Origin of the sequence: Halocatena salina (assembly GCF_023115355.1) — an archaeon.
GTDB lineage: Archaea > Halobacteriota > Halobacteria > Halobacteriales > Haloarculaceae > Halocatena > Halocatena salina.
In genome coordinates this window covers 1,086,751-1,101,834 of record NZ_CP096019.1, presented here as the reverse complement: position 1 = coordinate 1,101,834, position 15,084 = coordinate 1,086,751, and the positions used below count along the sequence as shown (strand labels likewise).

The following is a 15,084-nucleotide window of genomic DNA, read 5'->3' as shown; positions in this document are numbered from 1 at the left end:
GATCTGTCTGGTGTCATGGCTCTCGTGCTCCGGTCAGTTCCCGCCCGGGAGATCGAACCCAGCGGACCGCACCGTTGCGCCACGCCCATACGAGACCGACGGAAAGGACTCCGATGAACACCAGCATCGGAACCAACACCGGAACAAGTCCGATGTCTGGCTGAGAAACGGCGTCTCGGTAGATGACTGTCCACGGGAAAATGAGCACCGTCTCGATGTCGAAGACGAGGAACAACAGCGCAACCATGTAGTACTGGATATTAAACCGGATGCGCGTGGTGCCCGTTGGCACCTCGCCGCTCTCGTAGGTCGTGGTTTTTCCTTGTTCGGGCACACTAGGGCGCAACAAGCTCGAAACGGCCATCATGCTGAACGGTATCGCAACCGCAACCAACCCCAGCGCGCCGATCGCTATCCATGGATTACTCATCGTGCTTGTATCGTATGGTCGCTTAGAATGCCACCCATATAAGGATTCATTTCCGGTGATCCGCCCGTTTCCGGTCGTGTCCGGCGGATTCTCTGTTGTTATTCGTGCGTCAGTGTGTGTAGTGATCCCCGGCGACAAACGTGCTCCCGAAACACTTCGCCGTTCTACTTCCGTTCGTCTCGAAACGCCGTCGTTCCGCGCTCGTGTAGTTCCCGGGAAACGGTCCCTACGTCGCGTTGCAGTTCAGTATGATACTCAGTAAGGCGCTGTTCGAGCTGTTCGTGTTCCCGAGCGAGGATCTGAACCGCCGACAGCGCGGCGTTGAACGATTTTCCGGCGTCGACGGCAGTGATCGGTGCACCAGTGGGCATTCCGAGCACCGAATCGACTGATTTCTCCTGGACCGGCACTCCAATAACGGGCAGCGGATAGGCGATCGACGCCGTCATGTTCGGGAGATCGGCCGACTTCCCGCCCGCACCGGCGATGATAACGTCGATTCCGCGATCGCGGGCGGTCTCGCCGTAGGCGTACATGAGCTGTGGGGTCCGATGAGCCGATACCACGTACGTTTCGAAGGTAAACCGGGTCTCGGGCGGATCGTCGTAGTCGGTACACTCCTCGAACCCGAGTTCTATCAGGGCCTCATACGCCCCATACATCGTGTCGAGATCCGAATCTGACCCCATGACGATACCGATTTCGGGCGTGGTCTCGGACGGACGGTCGGTTTCTGCTTGTTCTTCCAATTCGTCAATGAGTGATCGTAGTTCGGAGACAGTCATGGTTCGTTAGTGGTTTCGAACGACACCGAATCACGAAGATCGCGCGTGCGTTTCAAGAGTGCGTCGGGGTCCTCTCCGATGGCGGTTACGTGCCCCATCTTTCGGAGCGGCCGCACCTCTCGTTTTCCATACCAGTGGAGGTTTGCGTTCGACGCCCCCAGAACGGTTTCCACACCGGTTAGCTCGGCAGGACGTGACTCGTCGGTGTCGCCGAGCACGTTGCTCGTCACGGTCGGACACCGTCGTTCCGTGGCTCCGAGTGGCCACCCCATCACGGCCCTGACGTGCTGTTCGAACTGCGAGGTGCTCGAACCCTCGATCGTCCAGTGGCCGGAGTTGTGCGGCCGGGGTGCGATCTCGTTGAGGAGTATCCGTCCATCGACTTCGAACAGTTCGATCCCGTACACGCCTCGCCCCTCCATTTGGTCGAGCACGTCGCTGGCAACGTCGTAGGCGCGGCGTTCGATCTCCGAGCGGTCGGTTTCTCCACCGATCCGTGGTGGGGAGACCGTTTCCCGGAGTATCTCCTGTTCGTGGATGGTTTCAGTGACCGGGAACACATCGGTCGTATCGTCACCTTTCACGCCGATGACCGACAGCTCCCGATCGAAGGGGACGAACGCCTCGACCATCGCGTCGCCACCGATCTCTGCCATCGCGTCGTCGGCCTTCTCGGGACCATCGACGGCGACGTTGCCCCGACCGTCGTAGCCGCCACGCCGGGCTTTCAGCATGAGCGGCCAGCCCAACTCCTCGCCTGCCCCCCGGAGTTCCTCCACGTCGTCAACGCGCCGGAACTCCGGGACCGGAATCCCTGCCTCGGCCAACGATCGTTTCTGAACCAGCTTGTCCTGAATGGTCCGAAGCGTCGATGGTGAGGGTTCGACCGGAACACCGGTCTCCTCGTGGACGGTCTCTAACAGCTCCGGATCGGCCAGTTCGATCTCGAACGTCAACACGTCCGCACGCTCCGCGAGTTCGCGGAGTCCATCGGGATCGCCGAACTCGCCGACGATCTGGTCTGTGACGACGGGCGATGCCGGACAATCGGGCGTCGGATCAAGCACGACGATCTCGATACCGAGCGGCCCGGCTGCCTCACCGAGCATCCGCCCGAGCTGTCCGCCACCGACGACGCCCAGCGTCGGGCCCGGCGACGTGAGTCGAACGCTCATGGAAGAGCGTTCGAGTCGATCGCCATAACCGTTGTCGATAGCCGGTGGATATGGCGAACCGTCTCAAACGTCCGTGATTCGAAGCATCTCTGTGGCACCGCGCTGAAACTCGAACGGAACGCTCACCTGCTCTGTGGTGTATCCCTCGGTTTCGAGCGTTTTGACGATCGAATCGAGTTCGTGATACCGGTTCGTGTCGAGTTCGGAGAGCGGGAACACCCGGACCTCCTCGGTCGCTACACGGGCGAGTTCGCGCAGCGACGGGAGATGAAACTCTCGATCCAGTCGATCTCCGTATAAAAACAGAAAATGTGCGGAGAGTACGACCGAAAACGAATCCGAGTTGAACGGGAGCACCGGTAGCGCGGCGTGAACGTACCGATCCCTGTTGTCCTCGAAATCATCGAGAAACTCCTCGTACGCACGCTTCAAATACCGACTGCGCCCGTCGGTATCCCCGTAGAATCCCCATTCAAACAATGACGACTTCTCCCGAAGCTGGGCCACCACGCGCTTGTGGTCCGTGTTCGCCAGTTGTAGGAGTCGAGCCGTGGACTTCCCGTAGGCGATATCGACACCCATCGCGTTGATGCCGTGGTCGTTAGCCGTCCGAACGAACGAGCCAACGCCCGACGGACAGTCGAGCACCGTCTGACCAGCCAGCGCTGCCGGATCGAGATCGAACATGTGGACGTACTCCTCGAACGTGCGCCCGATGAGCGCGAACCCATCGACCTCCAATCGCTCTGTTGTATCTGTCATCAACAGATACAAATTATATACATCATTATATATCTGTACAGTAACGATGATTTATGGGCGATATTCTGATTGGGAGAAAGAACAGTAGCTCTCCTTCGAGCACAGTTCGTTGATGTGTTTATGGCATATACGCACGTATATACTTTGTATGTCTAACACGGATGCGCACAACGGCGACGAGCCGACGATGACAAGCATCAACCTGCGATTATCGGAGGTGTTTCTCGACGACATCGACGCAGGTGGAAAGAAGAGGGGTTCAGCAGCCGGGACGAGTTCATGCGGTATGTTTTGCGCGATGCCATGCGACACCCCGGGCTATCGCGTGAAACGTGGAAGTCGATCGCCGCGACCGAGCACGAACTGCGGATGGATGAAACGGAGTTCGTTTCTAGCGACGAGCTCCGTGCCGGGCTGACATCGGATTCCGGGGACAGCGACGATGCCGAATAAGGAGGAGTGGTCGTAGGAGTTTGCCCCTCGTGCTCAGGCGTCGTTTGAGAAGCTTGAGAACTACGAACAGGATCGCATCACGTCGAAACTCGATGGGATCGTTACCGACGAATGGCGTGATCCGGACGAATACGTCGAGCCACTAGCTGGTGTTCCACACGACAAGCTTCGTATCGGTGTGTTCTGGCTCGGTTGTCGAATCGACCACGAACAAACTCGCCTCGCCGTATACGAGATCGAAAAACGCTCGGGCCTACCGTCCGGGCGACGATTGAGTCGTGTTCACCCGATCGCGGTCGATGAGAAACACCACGTCAGTGTCGGTGGTCCGCATCTGTTCGATCGTCGCGTCGTATTCTGGGAACCGCCTGTCGAGTCCCTCGGGAACGACCGGGACGGTGACGGTCTGGTTGCTTTCGTTTTTCGTGACGTGGGATGCGGTCGTGATGATGACCGGTGGTTTCTGGTTGAGTTGATCGAGTTCGGCCTGTGATTGGGCGCACGTGACCGATGCATCGCTGCGAACGAGATACCACGGCAACGGGAGCGCGTCGAACCATCCATTGTTACCGGCACACGACGGTTGTTGATAGATCGGATCACCGTTGACGAACTGCTGTCCGTAGAGCACGACGTCAGTTCCCTGCTGATTGTTTGCAGCGATCCGTTCGATCTCGTGGACCGTCGGATGGAAATCGTCGGCCGGTTGGGCGTACTGAACGAGTTCGTTGTCGGATGCTTGTGGTTCCTGGTAGACGCTGTGGATCCCGACGGCAGCGACGGGCGCAGAGATCAACAGCAAAACGACCCCGGCTACTCCAACGCGTGCCCACCGAGTGTTCGTCACGACGCCGGCACGGATCGGCCGGAGAAGCGCTCCAACACCGACAGCAGCGGGAATCATCAGTGGCAACACCACGTGGACCGCCGCCCACGGAGCTTTGATGTCTGTGATGACTGGGTACCCCAACAGCGACACCACCCCCCACGCGAACGTGACCGTAAGTAGCTCACGCGGAGTGTCGGTAGCGTATCGATCGACGACAAAGCCAAGACACGCGAGCACCACGAGCACGAGCGATCCGTAGCCGATCGTTTCGAGCAGATCAACGAGATACGGGATGTATGGGTGTTCTGATTGCGCACCGGTTCCCCAAAACGAGTAAAACGACTGGAACGCTCCGGCCGTCCCCTCCCAGATGAACGCCCCCAACAGTGATGGATCCGTGAGTGCGTTCCAGCCGACGTACTGTCCGCCATTCGATCCGGGCACGTGGAGACGACCGTTCGACCGTGGGGCATAGAACGCGATGATGACGACGAAAAATTCGATGATGGCCGCGATGACTCCGAGACCGTGGCGGCCCAACCAATTCCAACCTCGCACGAGCGCGTCCCAAACGACAGTCCGGAGCGCTCGTTCGCGGACGTGAGTCACGAATCGGTGGTCGAGGATCACCGCGAACGCACCGAGCCAGCAGAGGACGTACACGAACGCGTTCTCTTTGGTCGTAAAGCCAAGCGCGATCAGCCCCGAAGCAGCGAGAAGATGATCCGTTCGGTCGGTGTCGATCGCCCGGACGAGAAACGCAAAGCCCGCGAACATAAACGCACCGACGAGGGGATCGCCACGCATGAATCGCGAGTAGTACAACAGGATCGGATCGAACGCCAGAAACGCCGCCAGCGCGACGGTTTCGATCCGATCCAACCGGCTTTGGAACAACAGCGCCGTGAGTGGGAGCAGCCCGGTCACGAACGCCGGTACGATGCGCATCGCGGCGTCAGTGTATCCGAACCACTCGAACAACAGCGGGTTAATGTGGTGGTAGAACGGTCCGTGAATGACGGGACTGTAACTGTAGTTTCCCGTCTGCATGTAATCGAGTATCCAGAAGCCGACACGGGCTTCGTCCCAGTGGGCGATACGATCGCCGAGGAAGGCGAATCGAGCGAGCAACGCGAGGGCGGTGATCGAGACGACTGCCACCGTCGCCGTGCGGCCGGGACTCCAGTCCCGACTAGTGAGTGCGGGGCGTTCCATTGGCTGGCTCCTAGGCACCTTTAGTTAGAATTCTTATGATCCACGTTTTTTCCGCTCGGGTAGCGAAGCTACCCTCGCGCAAAAAACCTGGACTAAAAAAGGCCGCTCGCTGCGCTTCGCTACGCTCGCGGTGAGTGACCTGCCCGCTCCGCCGCCGCGACCGCTGCCGCTCCGCGACCGCGCCATCCGGTTCGAATTGCACTGGATCCCATCAGTACGATACCATCCGATAAAACATTCCTTGATCCGATGGCTCGGTCCTATTTCGGTCGAGATTTGACTGGAGAACAGTTGTTTGTACGACACGACATTACTCGTTACATCAGTACCTTTATACGTGATGGGGTAAGGAACGATAAACGAGGACGCTTGCGTGCGCCACGGGGCGTGTGCGTTCGTATTGAACGCGCCGGGTGGTGGTAGCACCCGACGCTGGGTCCTCTGAGTGCAAGAACCCATGATTGGGAACGAAGCAGAGACATGTAACGGTGTCGAATCGTATCAGAAACGTGACCAGCGACAGCGATGTCCCCAGTGTGGCCGACCGGTTCGGTCGCGGTACGCGCATCGGGTTGGCTGTTCACTGCTGGAGGGCCGTCGATGACCCACCTTTTTTGCGCTCGGGTGGCCTTCGGCCACCACTCCCACAAAAAAACGTGGGCGAAAAAAGCCGCTCGCTGCGCTCGCGGGAACTGCGTTCGTGGGGGAACGAGATGACGCTGCCGGTGTTTCAGTTCTGGGATCGGCTGGGCGAATCAGTGAACCTCTCGACCCTTGACGATCGAGCGACGATCTCGAAAGCGGAGTTGTACCACGTCGTGGACGTGGGCACTGGAACGTGGTGTCGGCCGTGCCGGAGTACGGGTTGTACGCACGCCACGCAGATCGAGGAGATACTGGCGACGGCCGGGCTTGGCCGGTCACAAGTGGACTACGACGATTTGCCCGGCATAGCGAACGTCACGCGCTACAACGCGCCGAAAGAGCTGGTCGTCACGAGCTGGTTCGACAATGGCGGCCGGGTGCGGTATCACGAACAGCGCGACGGAACGGTCGTGCAGTCGGTGTACACCCCCGAAAACGATCGAGAGCCAGCCGAGGTGACTGAGCAGCCTGACGCAACGAGTGCCCCAGCCGCGTTAGTCGCACTGTTGGCGGAGTACTGCCACTATCGCCAGCGCGGTGATCTCAATGGCTTGCGCCAGCAGTATCCCGAGGTGGCGCGCGTCGTGGGCGAGCCGCCGGTCGTCCACGCCGACGACTAAAAACAACAGGGTCGGCGGTGCGGAGGCGGGGGAGAGGCGGAGGCGGAAGCGGTCGCGGAGGCGGGAGATGCAAGTGTAGTCACCGCGAACGAAGCGGAGCGGAGTGAGCGGCTTTTTTTGATCCAGATTTTTTGCGCGAGTGGTGGCCGAAGGCCACCCGAGCGGAAAAAAGGTGGGCCGGTATCGCCAGCGCGGCGACCTCGATGGATTGCGCCAGCAGTATCCCGAGGTGGCGCGCGTCGTTAGCGAGCCGCCAGCCGTCCACGTCGACGATTGAGAACAACAGAGTCGACGGCGGCGGTCGCGGGGCGGCAGCGGTCGCGGCGGCGGAGCGGGCAGGTCACTCACCGCGAGCTTCGCTCGCGGCCTTTTTTAGTCCAGGTTTTTTGCGTGAGGGTGAGCTTCGCTCACCCGAACGCAAAAAAAGTGGAACGTCACCCCTTTGCATTCGCCTCCCGATCCGACGGGTATGGTTTCACTCGGGTTGGTGGTCTCCCAGTTCAACAAGGAGGGGGAGATCACCCACGAGATGGAAGAGCGCGCCCGGACCGCGGCTGCCGAACACGACGCGGAGATCGTCGAGACCGTTCCAGTGCCGGGATCGTACGACACGCCCCTAGCCGCCGATCGGCTGGCACGGCGGGAGGACATCGACGCTGTCGCGGTGTTGGGTGCGATCGTCACCGGCGACACCGATCACGATCAGGTCATCGCCGACGCTGCCGCCCAAGGCCTGACGGAGGTGTCTCTCAAACGGGATACGCCCGTCACGCTCGGCATCACTGGCCCGGCAATGAGCGTCGACGAAGCCAACGCACGCATCGACCACGGTGCGACCGCTGTCGAAAGCGCTATCGATCTCGCGGAAACGTTGTGAATGTGTACACGAGTATGAATACGGATTTCACAGAGCGCATTCAACGCGTCGAACCGAGCGCGACGATCGCCATCAGCAACCTCGCGTCCGAACTCGAAGCTGACGGCGTCGATGTCGTCGATTTGAGCGTCGGTGAACCCGATTTCCCGACGCCCGAACCGATCGTCGACGCAGCCAAAGACGCGATGGACGCTGGTCATACGGGATACGCACCATCGAACGGAATCCCTGCCCTTCGGTCGGCCATCGCCGACTCTCTGGGTGAGCGCGGGCTGTCCTACGATCCCGCAGAGATCATGGTGACCCCCGGTGGGAAACAAGCGTTGTTCGAAGTCGTACAGACGCTCGTCGAGGACGGCAGCGAGGTCGTGCTACTCGATCCGGCGTGGGTGTCCTACGAGGCGATGGTGAAAATCGCCGGTGGATCGCTCGAACGCGTCGATCTCACCCCCCACGATTTCCAACTCGAACCTGCTCTCCCCGAACTTGCCGAGACCGTCTCTGCGGAAACGGATCTCATGATCGTCAACTCCCCGAGCAACCCATCGGGTGCAGTGTTCTCCGAGGCAGCACTCGACGGGGTGCGTGATCTCGCAGTCGAACACGACGTGACCGTCATCGCTGATGAGATGTACGATCGGATCACCTACGGCGTCGAACAGACGAGCCTCGGAACGCTCGATGGAATGGCGGAGCGTACCGTCACCGTCAACGGTTTCTCCAAGGCGTATTCGATGACCGGCTGGCGGTTGGGATATTTCGCCGCGCCAAGCGATCTCGTCGACCAAGCGGACAAGCTCCAATCCCATTCGGTGACGTGTGCGACGAACTTCGTCCAACACGCCGGTGTCGCCGCGCTCACCGAGTGTGAGGAGTACGTCACGGAAATGCGCGATGCGTTCGCCGAACGGCGTGATATGCTCGTGGATCTCTTCGACGATCACGGTGTGGACGTGCCTGTCGGCGACGGCGCGTTCTACATGATGGTGCCCGTGGCGGACGACGATCAACAATGGTGTGAAAACGCCCTTTCGGAGGCCCACGTCGCCACCGTCCCCGGCAGCGCCTTCGGAACACCCGGCTACGCGCGCCTGTCGTATGCAGCGAGCACCGAACGGCTCCAAGAAGGCGTCGAACGACTCGCCAACAACGGCTATCTGTAGTAATCGTTCGCGCACGTCGTTTTTCTCTCGGAAGCCGTCGTCAGCACCGTTCCGTACAGATCCGATCGATGATCTGCCCGGTCGAGAACAGCTCGCCGTTGTACCGTGGTTCCATCCTCGAAGCTCGCTCGACTGAGCAGTCGATCCCTCGTTCTGCCAGTGCGGCTTCGATGTCGCTTTCGTCGTGGTGTTGATCGTGTCCCAACAGAATGATGTCAGGATCGATCCGCTCGATCGGGACGAAGATGTCTTCGGTGTGTCCGAGATGCGCTTGATCGACCATTTCTAAGGCCCCAACCATATCGCGGCGCTGGCGGTCGGGAAGAACGGGCTGGTCCTTGTGGGTCACGTTACTCCCACGAGCAATGATGACGTGGAGTTCCTCGCCCATTGCCTTTCCTTCGCGAAAGTAGTGGAGGTGACCCGGATGGAGGATGTCGAAGGTCCCTTGTGCAACGACTCTCATCGGCGTAGCTCCCTATCGATGTCTGCCTGTGTAAAATCGAAGAACTGTTCTTCCGGATCCGGGAGCGCCACATCGAGCACCGACAACTCCGTTGGCGTACCATCCCGATCGAATGCCCGCCAGTCGGTTTCTCGGTAGGGCGCACCGAGTATGATGTGGACCGATCCGCTTCCGAAAGTAGCGATATCGGCATCGCTTGGCTGGAGGACGCCGTTGGGATGTGAATGGATGGAACCGACGGCCTGCCGGTCGTTCGGAACCATGTTCGTTTTCATCGTCGCGCTTACGGGCGACGACTCCGTACCGGGGACGACGAGTACCTCGGTGATGACGGTGCCCGATTGTTCCAATCCGAGTGTACGGGCGTCTTCACCGCGGAGTAACCCCATATACTCATCGGGGTGTGTGTTCTCGGCGGCCTCACGCGCGAACGCGAGCGTCTCCTCGGCGATGCCGAGAATCTCGTCCGAGCGAAACAGGCGCATATCTACTAAGAGGATCCGGTTTCCATCTAAGAGTTCCGAAACGGGTGGCCACCGCTCGCAGGTGGATCCCTGCGTCTCACCCCGTTCCTGAGCCGATTCAACCATTCTGTTTTTGAGTATGGACAGAATTTAGACAAAGGTCGTTCGAAAGGGAAGCGTTAACACCGACGAGAGCCGAGTTCGGGGAAATGCCACCTTCACGCGTCTCTATCACTATTGTCTATGACCTTGCACCGAACTGTACGATGGACGATGTCGAGATCGGTGAGCATTACCACGCCACGGTCAACGGCGTTGTCGATTACGGCGTTTTCGTGGACCTCTCGGACAATCTCTCGGGACTCGTTCACGAATCGAAGCTCCTCGATGAGTACGAGTACGGTGATTCGCTCATCGTTGAGTTGGATGAGATCCTCGACAACGGAGATCTGAGTTTCAGTGAGGCCCAACCGACCGAATACCGGACCGATGTTGTCGAACCGGGACAGCTCATCACCGCGACGGATCTCGACAACAACATCGGTGATCCCGTTCATTTCGTCGGTGAGGTCATTCAGATCCGCCAAACCTCCGGGCCGACAATCTTCCAGGTCCGAGATGAGGTCGGTGTCGTTCCATGTGCTGGTTTCGAGGAAGCTGGTGTTCGAGCGTATCCGGAGTACGAGATCGGTGACATCGTTCGAGTATCTGGCACTGTCGAACAACACGACGGTGGAAAACAACTCGAGATTGACCAGTTGGAACCAGTTCCGAACGCCGAGGAGATGCGCACACAGATCAGCGAGTCGCTTGACGCGGTCGCGGAACCCAACGAGATCGAGCCGCTGGTCGACTGGCCGGAACTCGACACCATCCTTTCAGACCTCTCCGATGTTGCGAAAACACTTCGTCGGGCCGTACTCGATGGTCGTCCGATCCGGATCCGTCACCACGCCGACGGCGACGGCATGTGTGCCAGCATTCCGCTCCAGCTCGCGCTCGAACGGTTCATCGAAGAGCGATACGAGACACCCGAAGCCTCCGAGTATCTGCTTCGCCGTCTGCCGAGCAAGGCTCCATTCTACGAGATGGAAGACGTAACGCGCGATCTCAACCACTCGCTGTCCGATCGGGACCGCCACGGTCAGAAGCTGCCGTTGTTTTTGATGCTCGACAACGGATCGACCGAGGAGGACACGCCCGCATACCGGACGCTCGCCGAGTACGACATTCCTATCGTCGTTGTCGATCACCATCATCCGGATCCCGAAGCCGTCGAGCCGTTGGTCACACAACACGTCAATCCGTATCTCCATGGAGAGGATTACCGTGTTACCACCGGTATGATGTCCACCGAACTCGCACGGATGATCGATCCCGATCTGACCACGGATCTCAAACACGTTCCCGCCGTCGCAGGACTGTGTGATCGCTCGCGCGCGGACGCGATGGACGCGTATCTCTCGCTCGCCAGCGACGCTGGGTACGACGAATCCGACATCGAGGATATTGGTGAGGCGCTCGATTACGCCGCATTTTGGCTCCGGTACGATGACGGTAACAGTTTCGTCAACGACGTGCTTGATGTGGGCTGTGACGATTCCGACCGCCACGCGGAGTTGGTGTCGTTTCTCGCCGATCGAGCCGAACGCGACCGTAACCGCCAACTCGATGTGACGCTTTCCCACACCGACCACGAGCAACTCGACAACGGTGCACACTTGTACCGGATCGATGTCGAACGTCACGCTCACCGCTTCACCTATCCAGCACCGGGAAAGACGACGGGCGCGGTCCACGACGAGATGGTTACGAAACACGACGGCGATCCCGTTATCACGATCGGCTACGGACCGGATTTCGCCGTGCTCCGGAGCGACGGTGTGCGACTCGATATTCCTGAGATGGTGTCGTCGCTGGCCGATGAATACCCCGAAGCGGGGGTTAGCGGCGGCGGACACCTCGTCGTGGGCTCGATCAAATTCGTCTCGGGACAGCGTCAAACGGTGTTCGACGCGCTCGTCGAGAAGATGGCCGACGCCGACATCGACGAACAGCTCCGAAGCACCCTACTGTAACCTCTTACTGTCCGCGTTCGAAGTCGAGGGTTTTGGCGAGCACCAGCGCCACGATCAGGAGGATTCCGATCGCAGCGATGATGCCGACGGGGAGTCCGTCGCCGGTCCCACCTGTCCAGTCCGCATCGAACACCGCTTCGTAGTAGCTTCCAACTGCCTCTCCCGTGAGGACGAGGAGAGCTTCCCGGTTCTCTCGGGCGGACTCCTCGTTCCAATTGAGACTTCCAACGACAACGTGTTTCCCGTCGATGATCATCCCCTTGGCGTGGATCTTCTCGTAGCGACCGTTCGGCTCTGCGAGTTGTGCTTCGAGTGGGAGGTCTTGATCGGCTGCGACTCGAGTGAGATGCTCGACGAGCGCACTGTTTTCTTCTCTAACGTACCATGTACTGTCTAGAAGGATACGAACGTCGACTCCTCGCTGCGCAGCCCTGAGCACTGCCTTCGTAAACGGACCGTCAGGCCCAGCGGTCGACACCTGCACGACCCGGATCGTCTCGGTAGCGTTGTCGATCAGACCGATCACCTCCGATTCGGCGTTGTCGGGCGCAACGAGGAACCGCACCTGTTCGACGGGCACCCGATCGGGGTCGATCTCGGACGGATAGGATCCGGACGCCTGTTCCCCTGGTTCGAACGTTTCGTTGCGACGAAACTCCGACCACGGCGTCGTATCGTTCCAGCCGGTATCGGCGCGAAACACTGCCGCCAATCGGTCGGTGAGTGCTGCATCGTCGACGATCGCCCCCCATCCACGGCTCGACTGACCCCCAACCCCCGATGGTTTCCAGTTTTCGGTCATCACGAGGGAGCGATTGTCCACAACGCCGTATTTCGCGTGGTGATGAGCGTATCGCGCTCGCTCACCGCTAAGAACGTGAACGTCGATGCCCGCGTCCGAGAGCCGATCGAGAACTGTTGCCTCGTGGGTCGAGATTCCGCCAACTGGGCCGCCATCGACGAGCACCTCGACGTGAACGCCACGCCGATGCGCCCGAATCAATCTGGTGGCGACCGCCTCGGATGTGAACGTGTATCCACCGATCAGGATCCGATCGGTGGCTGAATCGAGCGTCGCTAAGGGAACGTCTGGCGTGTCCGGGAGCACGAACAGCTTCGCTGATGTCGATCCCGTTTCGAACGCGGAAAAGTCAGTGTGGCCGAGTGGCTGCCACTCCCATCGTTCACCGTCACGCTGATACCGTTCTCCCTCCGGAGCGGTGTCGTATTCGACGGTATCGAGCGACGCGTTGTTTCTCACGAGCCGGAGCCGTTCACCACTGTTTGCAAGCGTTAGCCTTCCTGTGAGTGGCTGAACCGGCCCATCCACCACGGCTTGGGCCGCCGATGGCTCCGTCGAGAGCACAACTCGGCCGCTCACCGTCGTAGTGGGCAAGGAAGCGTTCGATTCCCCGTCGCGGAGCTGCCAGCCGCTCACGTTCGTGGTCGTCGGAACGTCGATAACGATGAACTCACCGGCATCACCCTCCGTGACTGGATTCGGATACACACCGACGATTTCGGCGTCGGTGCCCGTCGCTTGCTCGGCACTGACCGTCAGTAAAACACCGGTAAGCGTCGAACCGACGATCACCACTGCGAGGATCGTGCAGGCCAGTCCTGCCGCTCGTGAGCGACGTGTACTCCCCGAGGCTTCCGTCGTCGTTCCCACAGCCCCGATGGATGCGTTATTCGATATAAAACTACGGATCCCCCGTTCACCGAGCGGCCGTCAGACCGCTTCGGCGTCGTTGTCAGCCGTGGCCGTCGTGGCTCGTTCGGCCTCGGTTTGGACGAGATACGATCTGTCGTCGTCGTATTCGCTTGCGTGTTCGAGTGCAGTTCGGGTACCGATCTGGTTGAGTGCCCACGCAGCACTCGCTCGAACGGTATCGTCGCCGTCGTCTTCGAGCTGCTCGGCCAGCGGCTCGACAGCGCGTGTGTCACCGATGCGACCGAGCGCTTTGGCGGCAGCGCTGCGGACCGACGACGAGTCGGCAACGAGTCGATCAGCTACGGCTTGGGTTGCTTCTTTTGAACCGATCTCTCCGAGGGCTTTGAGCGTCACCGTCTGTAAAACGGGATCCCCGTCACCTTCGATGAACGGAACCAGCGTCTCGACAGCTCGATCATCACCGATCTTTCCGAGCACTTCGATCGGCTTTTGGCTTCGCTTCTGTGCGCGCTGGTTCATCTCTTCGAACGCGGCTTGTGGTCCCATCCGAGCCAGTGCGTCGAGACAGTTCTCCTCCATGAACTCCGAGGTGAACCGTTCGAGTGCGAGCAAGATCGGCTCGGGATCGTCGTTCGATTCGGCGATCCGGATCACAGTGAGCTCCGGCGGGTAGTCCTTGCGGTTTTTCGGGGTGAGTACGTCGTAAAATCCTTGGTGTTCGAGCTGTTTTCGCACCGTCAGATCGCTCCACTCTTGGGCCTCGTCGACCTCGTTTTGGAGCGTGTCGGTCTCATCGAGAACGGTCTCGATGGTTTCTGGGTCGTCGTCTGGATGGAGCTGTGCCGCTTCGGTGGCGTCGATCGCCTCTCCGAGCGCAGCGGCCGCCTCGTCGGTCGATGCCGTTTCGTGTGAAATGTCGGTTCCGAGGGTCCCAGCGATCGATTCCACGAACGTCTCGACAGCGCTGATAACGTCAGCCTCACCCTGTTCAGTCCATCGGGTATCGGTGATCTGGGATCTGATCGACTCGATATCTTCGGTGGCCTCGCTCGCGTACGGTCCACGCTGATCTTCGAGGGCTTCCCGGATCGATTGCACACGTTCTTGGAGGTGAACGCGTGGAGGATCTTCGTCCTCGTCCGATTCGGTCTCTTCCTCGTCGGTTGGTTCGGGAAGCTGTTCGATCTTTTCGTCTACCGTGTCGAGGTCCCCCTCGATGTCGTCGAGGTCTGCCTCGGTCGATGCAGTTTCGAGCGATTCCTCGATCGCATCGAGACGATCGGCGATTTCCTCGGGATCGGGGGCGGATTCCTCCGAGTCCGTTGCCGTAGTTTCGTCGTCCCCGTTGCTCATGCATCAGACTGCGACAGTCCCGGCCAAGAGCGTTTCCTTTCGTAGCACGACAGCTTCGACGATCGGTAGCCAGTCACGAAAACCGTCGGGTCTA

15 protein-coding genes are annotated in these 15,084 nt (G+C 59.7%); 6 read left to right on the top strand and 9 right to left on the bottom strand.

All coding sequences use genetic code 11. From position 1 onward, the window contains the following. Positions 1–13: 13 nt before the first annotated feature. The 4 genes from MW046_RS05610 to MW046_RS05595 form a co-directional block, all read right to left on the bottom strand. Entirely contained in the window at positions 14–430 is a 417-nt protein-coding gene (locus tag MW046_RS05610) for an NADH-quinone oxidoreductase subunit A (RefSeq protein WP_247994576.1), read from the bottom strand. Positions 431–594: 164 nt separating this feature from the next. Then, positions 595–1,215 carry a 5-(carboxyamino)imidazole ribonucleotide mutase gene (gene purE, locus MW046_RS05605; protein WP_247994575.1) on the bottom strand — a complete coding sequence of 207 codons (621 nt, stop codon included), beginning with the start codon at positions 1,213–1,215 and terminating at the stop codon, positions 595–597. Next, a complete protein-coding gene (locus MW046_RS05600; RefSeq protein ID WP_247994574.1) occupies positions 1,212–2,390 on the bottom strand; it encodes a 5-(carboxyamino)imidazole ribonucleotide synthase in 1,179 nt (392 codons plus the stop codon). The genes purE and MW046_RS05600 overlap by 4 nt, the downstream gene beginning before the upstream one ends. Positions 2,391–2,453: 63 nt before the next feature. Beyond that, a complete protein-coding gene (locus MW046_RS05595; RefSeq protein ID WP_247994573.1) occupies positions 2,454–3,152 on the bottom strand; it encodes a class I SAM-dependent methyltransferase in 699 nt (232 codons plus the stop codon). A gap of 279 nt (positions 3,153–3,431) precedes the next feature. On the opposite strand from MW046_RS05595, the gene MW046_RS19545 reads away from it, so the two are divergent. Beyond that, complete coding sequence (locus MW046_RS19545) at positions 3,432–3,605, top strand: hypothetical protein (protein WP_368411358.1); 174 nt, start codon at positions 3,432–3,434, stop codon at positions 3,603–3,605. Positions 3,606–3,858: 253 nt separating this feature from the next. Here the strand turns inward: MW046_RS19545 and MW046_RS05585 are convergent, their stop codons facing one another. Next, complete coding sequence (locus MW046_RS05585; protein ID WP_247994572.1) at positions 3,859–5,649, bottom strand: flippase activity-associated protein Agl23; 1,791 nt, start codon at positions 5,647–5,649, stop codon at positions 3,859–3,861. A gap of 509 nt (positions 5,650–6,158) precedes the next feature. On the opposite strand from MW046_RS05585, the gene MW046_RS05580 reads away from it, so the two are divergent. The 4 genes from MW046_RS05580 (at position 6,159) to MW046_RS05570 (ending at position 8,954) form a co-directional block, all read left to right on the top strand. Then, positions 6,159–6,914 (top strand): hypothetical protein, encoded by a 756-nt coding sequence (locus tag MW046_RS05580; RefSeq protein ID WP_247994571.1) that lies wholly within the window; start codon positions 6,159–6,161, stop codon positions 6,912–6,914. Positions 6,915–7,056: 142 nt separating this feature from the next. Continuing rightward, on the top strand, positions 7,057–7,191 hold the full coding sequence (locus MW046_RS19405; RefSeq protein WP_282190225.1) for a hypothetical protein: 135 nt from the start codon (positions 7,057–7,059) through the stop codon (positions 7,189–7,191). Between the two features lie 192 nt (positions 7,192–7,383). Further along, on the top strand, positions 7,384–7,791 hold the full coding sequence (ribH, locus tag MW046_RS05575; protein WP_247994570.1) for a 6,7-dimethyl-8-ribityllumazine synthase: 408 nt from the start codon (positions 7,384–7,386) through the stop codon (positions 7,789–7,791). 14 nt (positions 7,792–7,805) lie between these two features. Beyond that, complete coding sequence (locus MW046_RS05570) at positions 7,806–8,954, top strand: pyridoxal phosphate-dependent aminotransferase (RefSeq protein WP_247994569.1); 1,149 nt, start codon at positions 7,806–7,808, stop codon at positions 8,952–8,954. A gap of 40 nt (positions 8,955–8,994) precedes the next feature. On the opposite strand, the gene MW046_RS05565 is transcribed toward MW046_RS05570, so the two are convergent. Together MW046_RS05565 and MW046_RS05560 are read right to left on the bottom strand one after the other, a co-directional pair. Continuing rightward, a complete protein-coding gene (locus tag MW046_RS05565) occupies positions 8,995–9,420 on the bottom strand; it encodes an FAD synthase family protein (protein ID WP_247994568.1) in 426 nt (141 codons plus the stop codon). After that, positions 9,417–9,905 (bottom strand): Mov34/MPN/PAD-1 family protein, encoded by a 489-nt coding sequence (locus MW046_RS05560; protein ID WP_247994812.1) that lies wholly within the window; start codon positions 9,903–9,905, stop codon positions 9,417–9,419. Before MW046_RS05560 ends, MW046_RS05565 begins: the two co-directional genes overlap by 4 nt. Before the next feature lie 188 nt (positions 9,906–10,093). On the opposite strand from MW046_RS05560, the gene han reads away from it, so the two are divergent. After that, positions 10,094–11,962, top strand: a complete 1,869-nt coding sequence (han, locus tag MW046_RS05555) for a Hef-associated nuclease (protein WP_247994567.1) — start codon at positions 10,094–10,096, stop codon at positions 11,960–11,962. Positions 11,963–11,966: 4 nt separating this feature from the next. Here han and MW046_RS05550 read toward each other — a convergent pair whose 3' ends face one another. Both MW046_RS05550 and MW046_RS05545 read right to left on the bottom strand, forming a co-directional pair. Continuing rightward, positions 11,967–13,634, bottom strand: coding sequence for a phospholipase D-like domain-containing protein (locus MW046_RS05550; RefSeq protein WP_247994566.1), 1,668 nt, complete (start codon positions 13,632–13,634; stop codon positions 11,967–11,969). A 60-nt stretch (positions 13,635–13,694) separates the two neighbouring features. Then, positions 13,695–14,990 carry a HEAT repeat domain-containing protein gene (locus tag MW046_RS05545; RefSeq protein WP_247994565.1) on the bottom strand — a complete coding sequence of 432 codons (1,296 nt, stop codon included), beginning with the start codon at positions 14,988–14,990 and terminating at the stop codon, positions 13,695–13,697. Between the last annotated feature and the right edge of the window lie 94 nt (positions 14,991–15,084).

Coding starts and splice junctions, on each gene's coding strand:
- MW046_RS05565 (WP_247994568.1), bottom strand. CDS start 9,420: ATGAGAGTCGTTGCACAAGGGACCTTCGACATCCTCCATCCGGGTCAC.
- MW046_RS05595 (WP_247994573.1), bottom strand. CDS start 3,152: ATGACAGATACAACAGAGCGATTGGAGGTCGATGGGTTCGCGCTCATC.
- MW046_RS05585 (WP_247994572.1), bottom strand. CDS start 5,649: ATGGAACGCCCCGCACTCACTAGTCGGGACTGGAGTCCCGGCCGCACG.
- MW046_RS19545 (WP_368411358.1), top strand. CDS start 3,432: ATGCGGTATGTTTTGCGCGATGCCATGCGACACCCCGGGCTATCGCGT.
- MW046_RS05600 (WP_247994574.1), bottom strand. CDS start 2,390: ATGAGCGTTCGACTCACGTCGCCGGGCCCGACGCTGGGCGTCGTCGGT.
- MW046_RS05545 (WP_247994565.1), bottom strand. CDS start 14,990: ATGAGCAACGGGGACGACGAAACTACGGCAACGGACTCGGAGGAATCC.
- MW046_RS05610 (WP_247994576.1), bottom strand. CDS start 430: ATGAGTAATCCATGGATAGCGATCGGCGCGCTGGGGTTGGTTGCGGTT.
- MW046_RS05560 (WP_247994812.1), bottom strand. CDS start 9,905: ATGCGCCTGTTTCGCTCGGACGAGATTCTCGGCATCGCCGAGGAGACG.
- han (WP_247994567.1), top strand. CDS start 10,094: ATGCCACCTTCACGCGTCTCTATCACTATTGTCTATGACCTTGCACCG.
- MW046_RS05570 (WP_247994569.1), top strand. CDS start 7,806: ATGAATACGGATTTCACAGAGCGCATTCAACGCGTCGAACCGAGCGCG.
- ribH (WP_247994570.1), top strand. CDS start 7,384: ATGGTTTCACTCGGGTTGGTGGTCTCCCAGTTCAACAAGGAGGGGGAG.
- purE (WP_247994575.1), bottom strand. CDS start 1,215: ATGACTGTCTCCGAACTACGATCACTCATTGACGAATTGGAAGAACAA.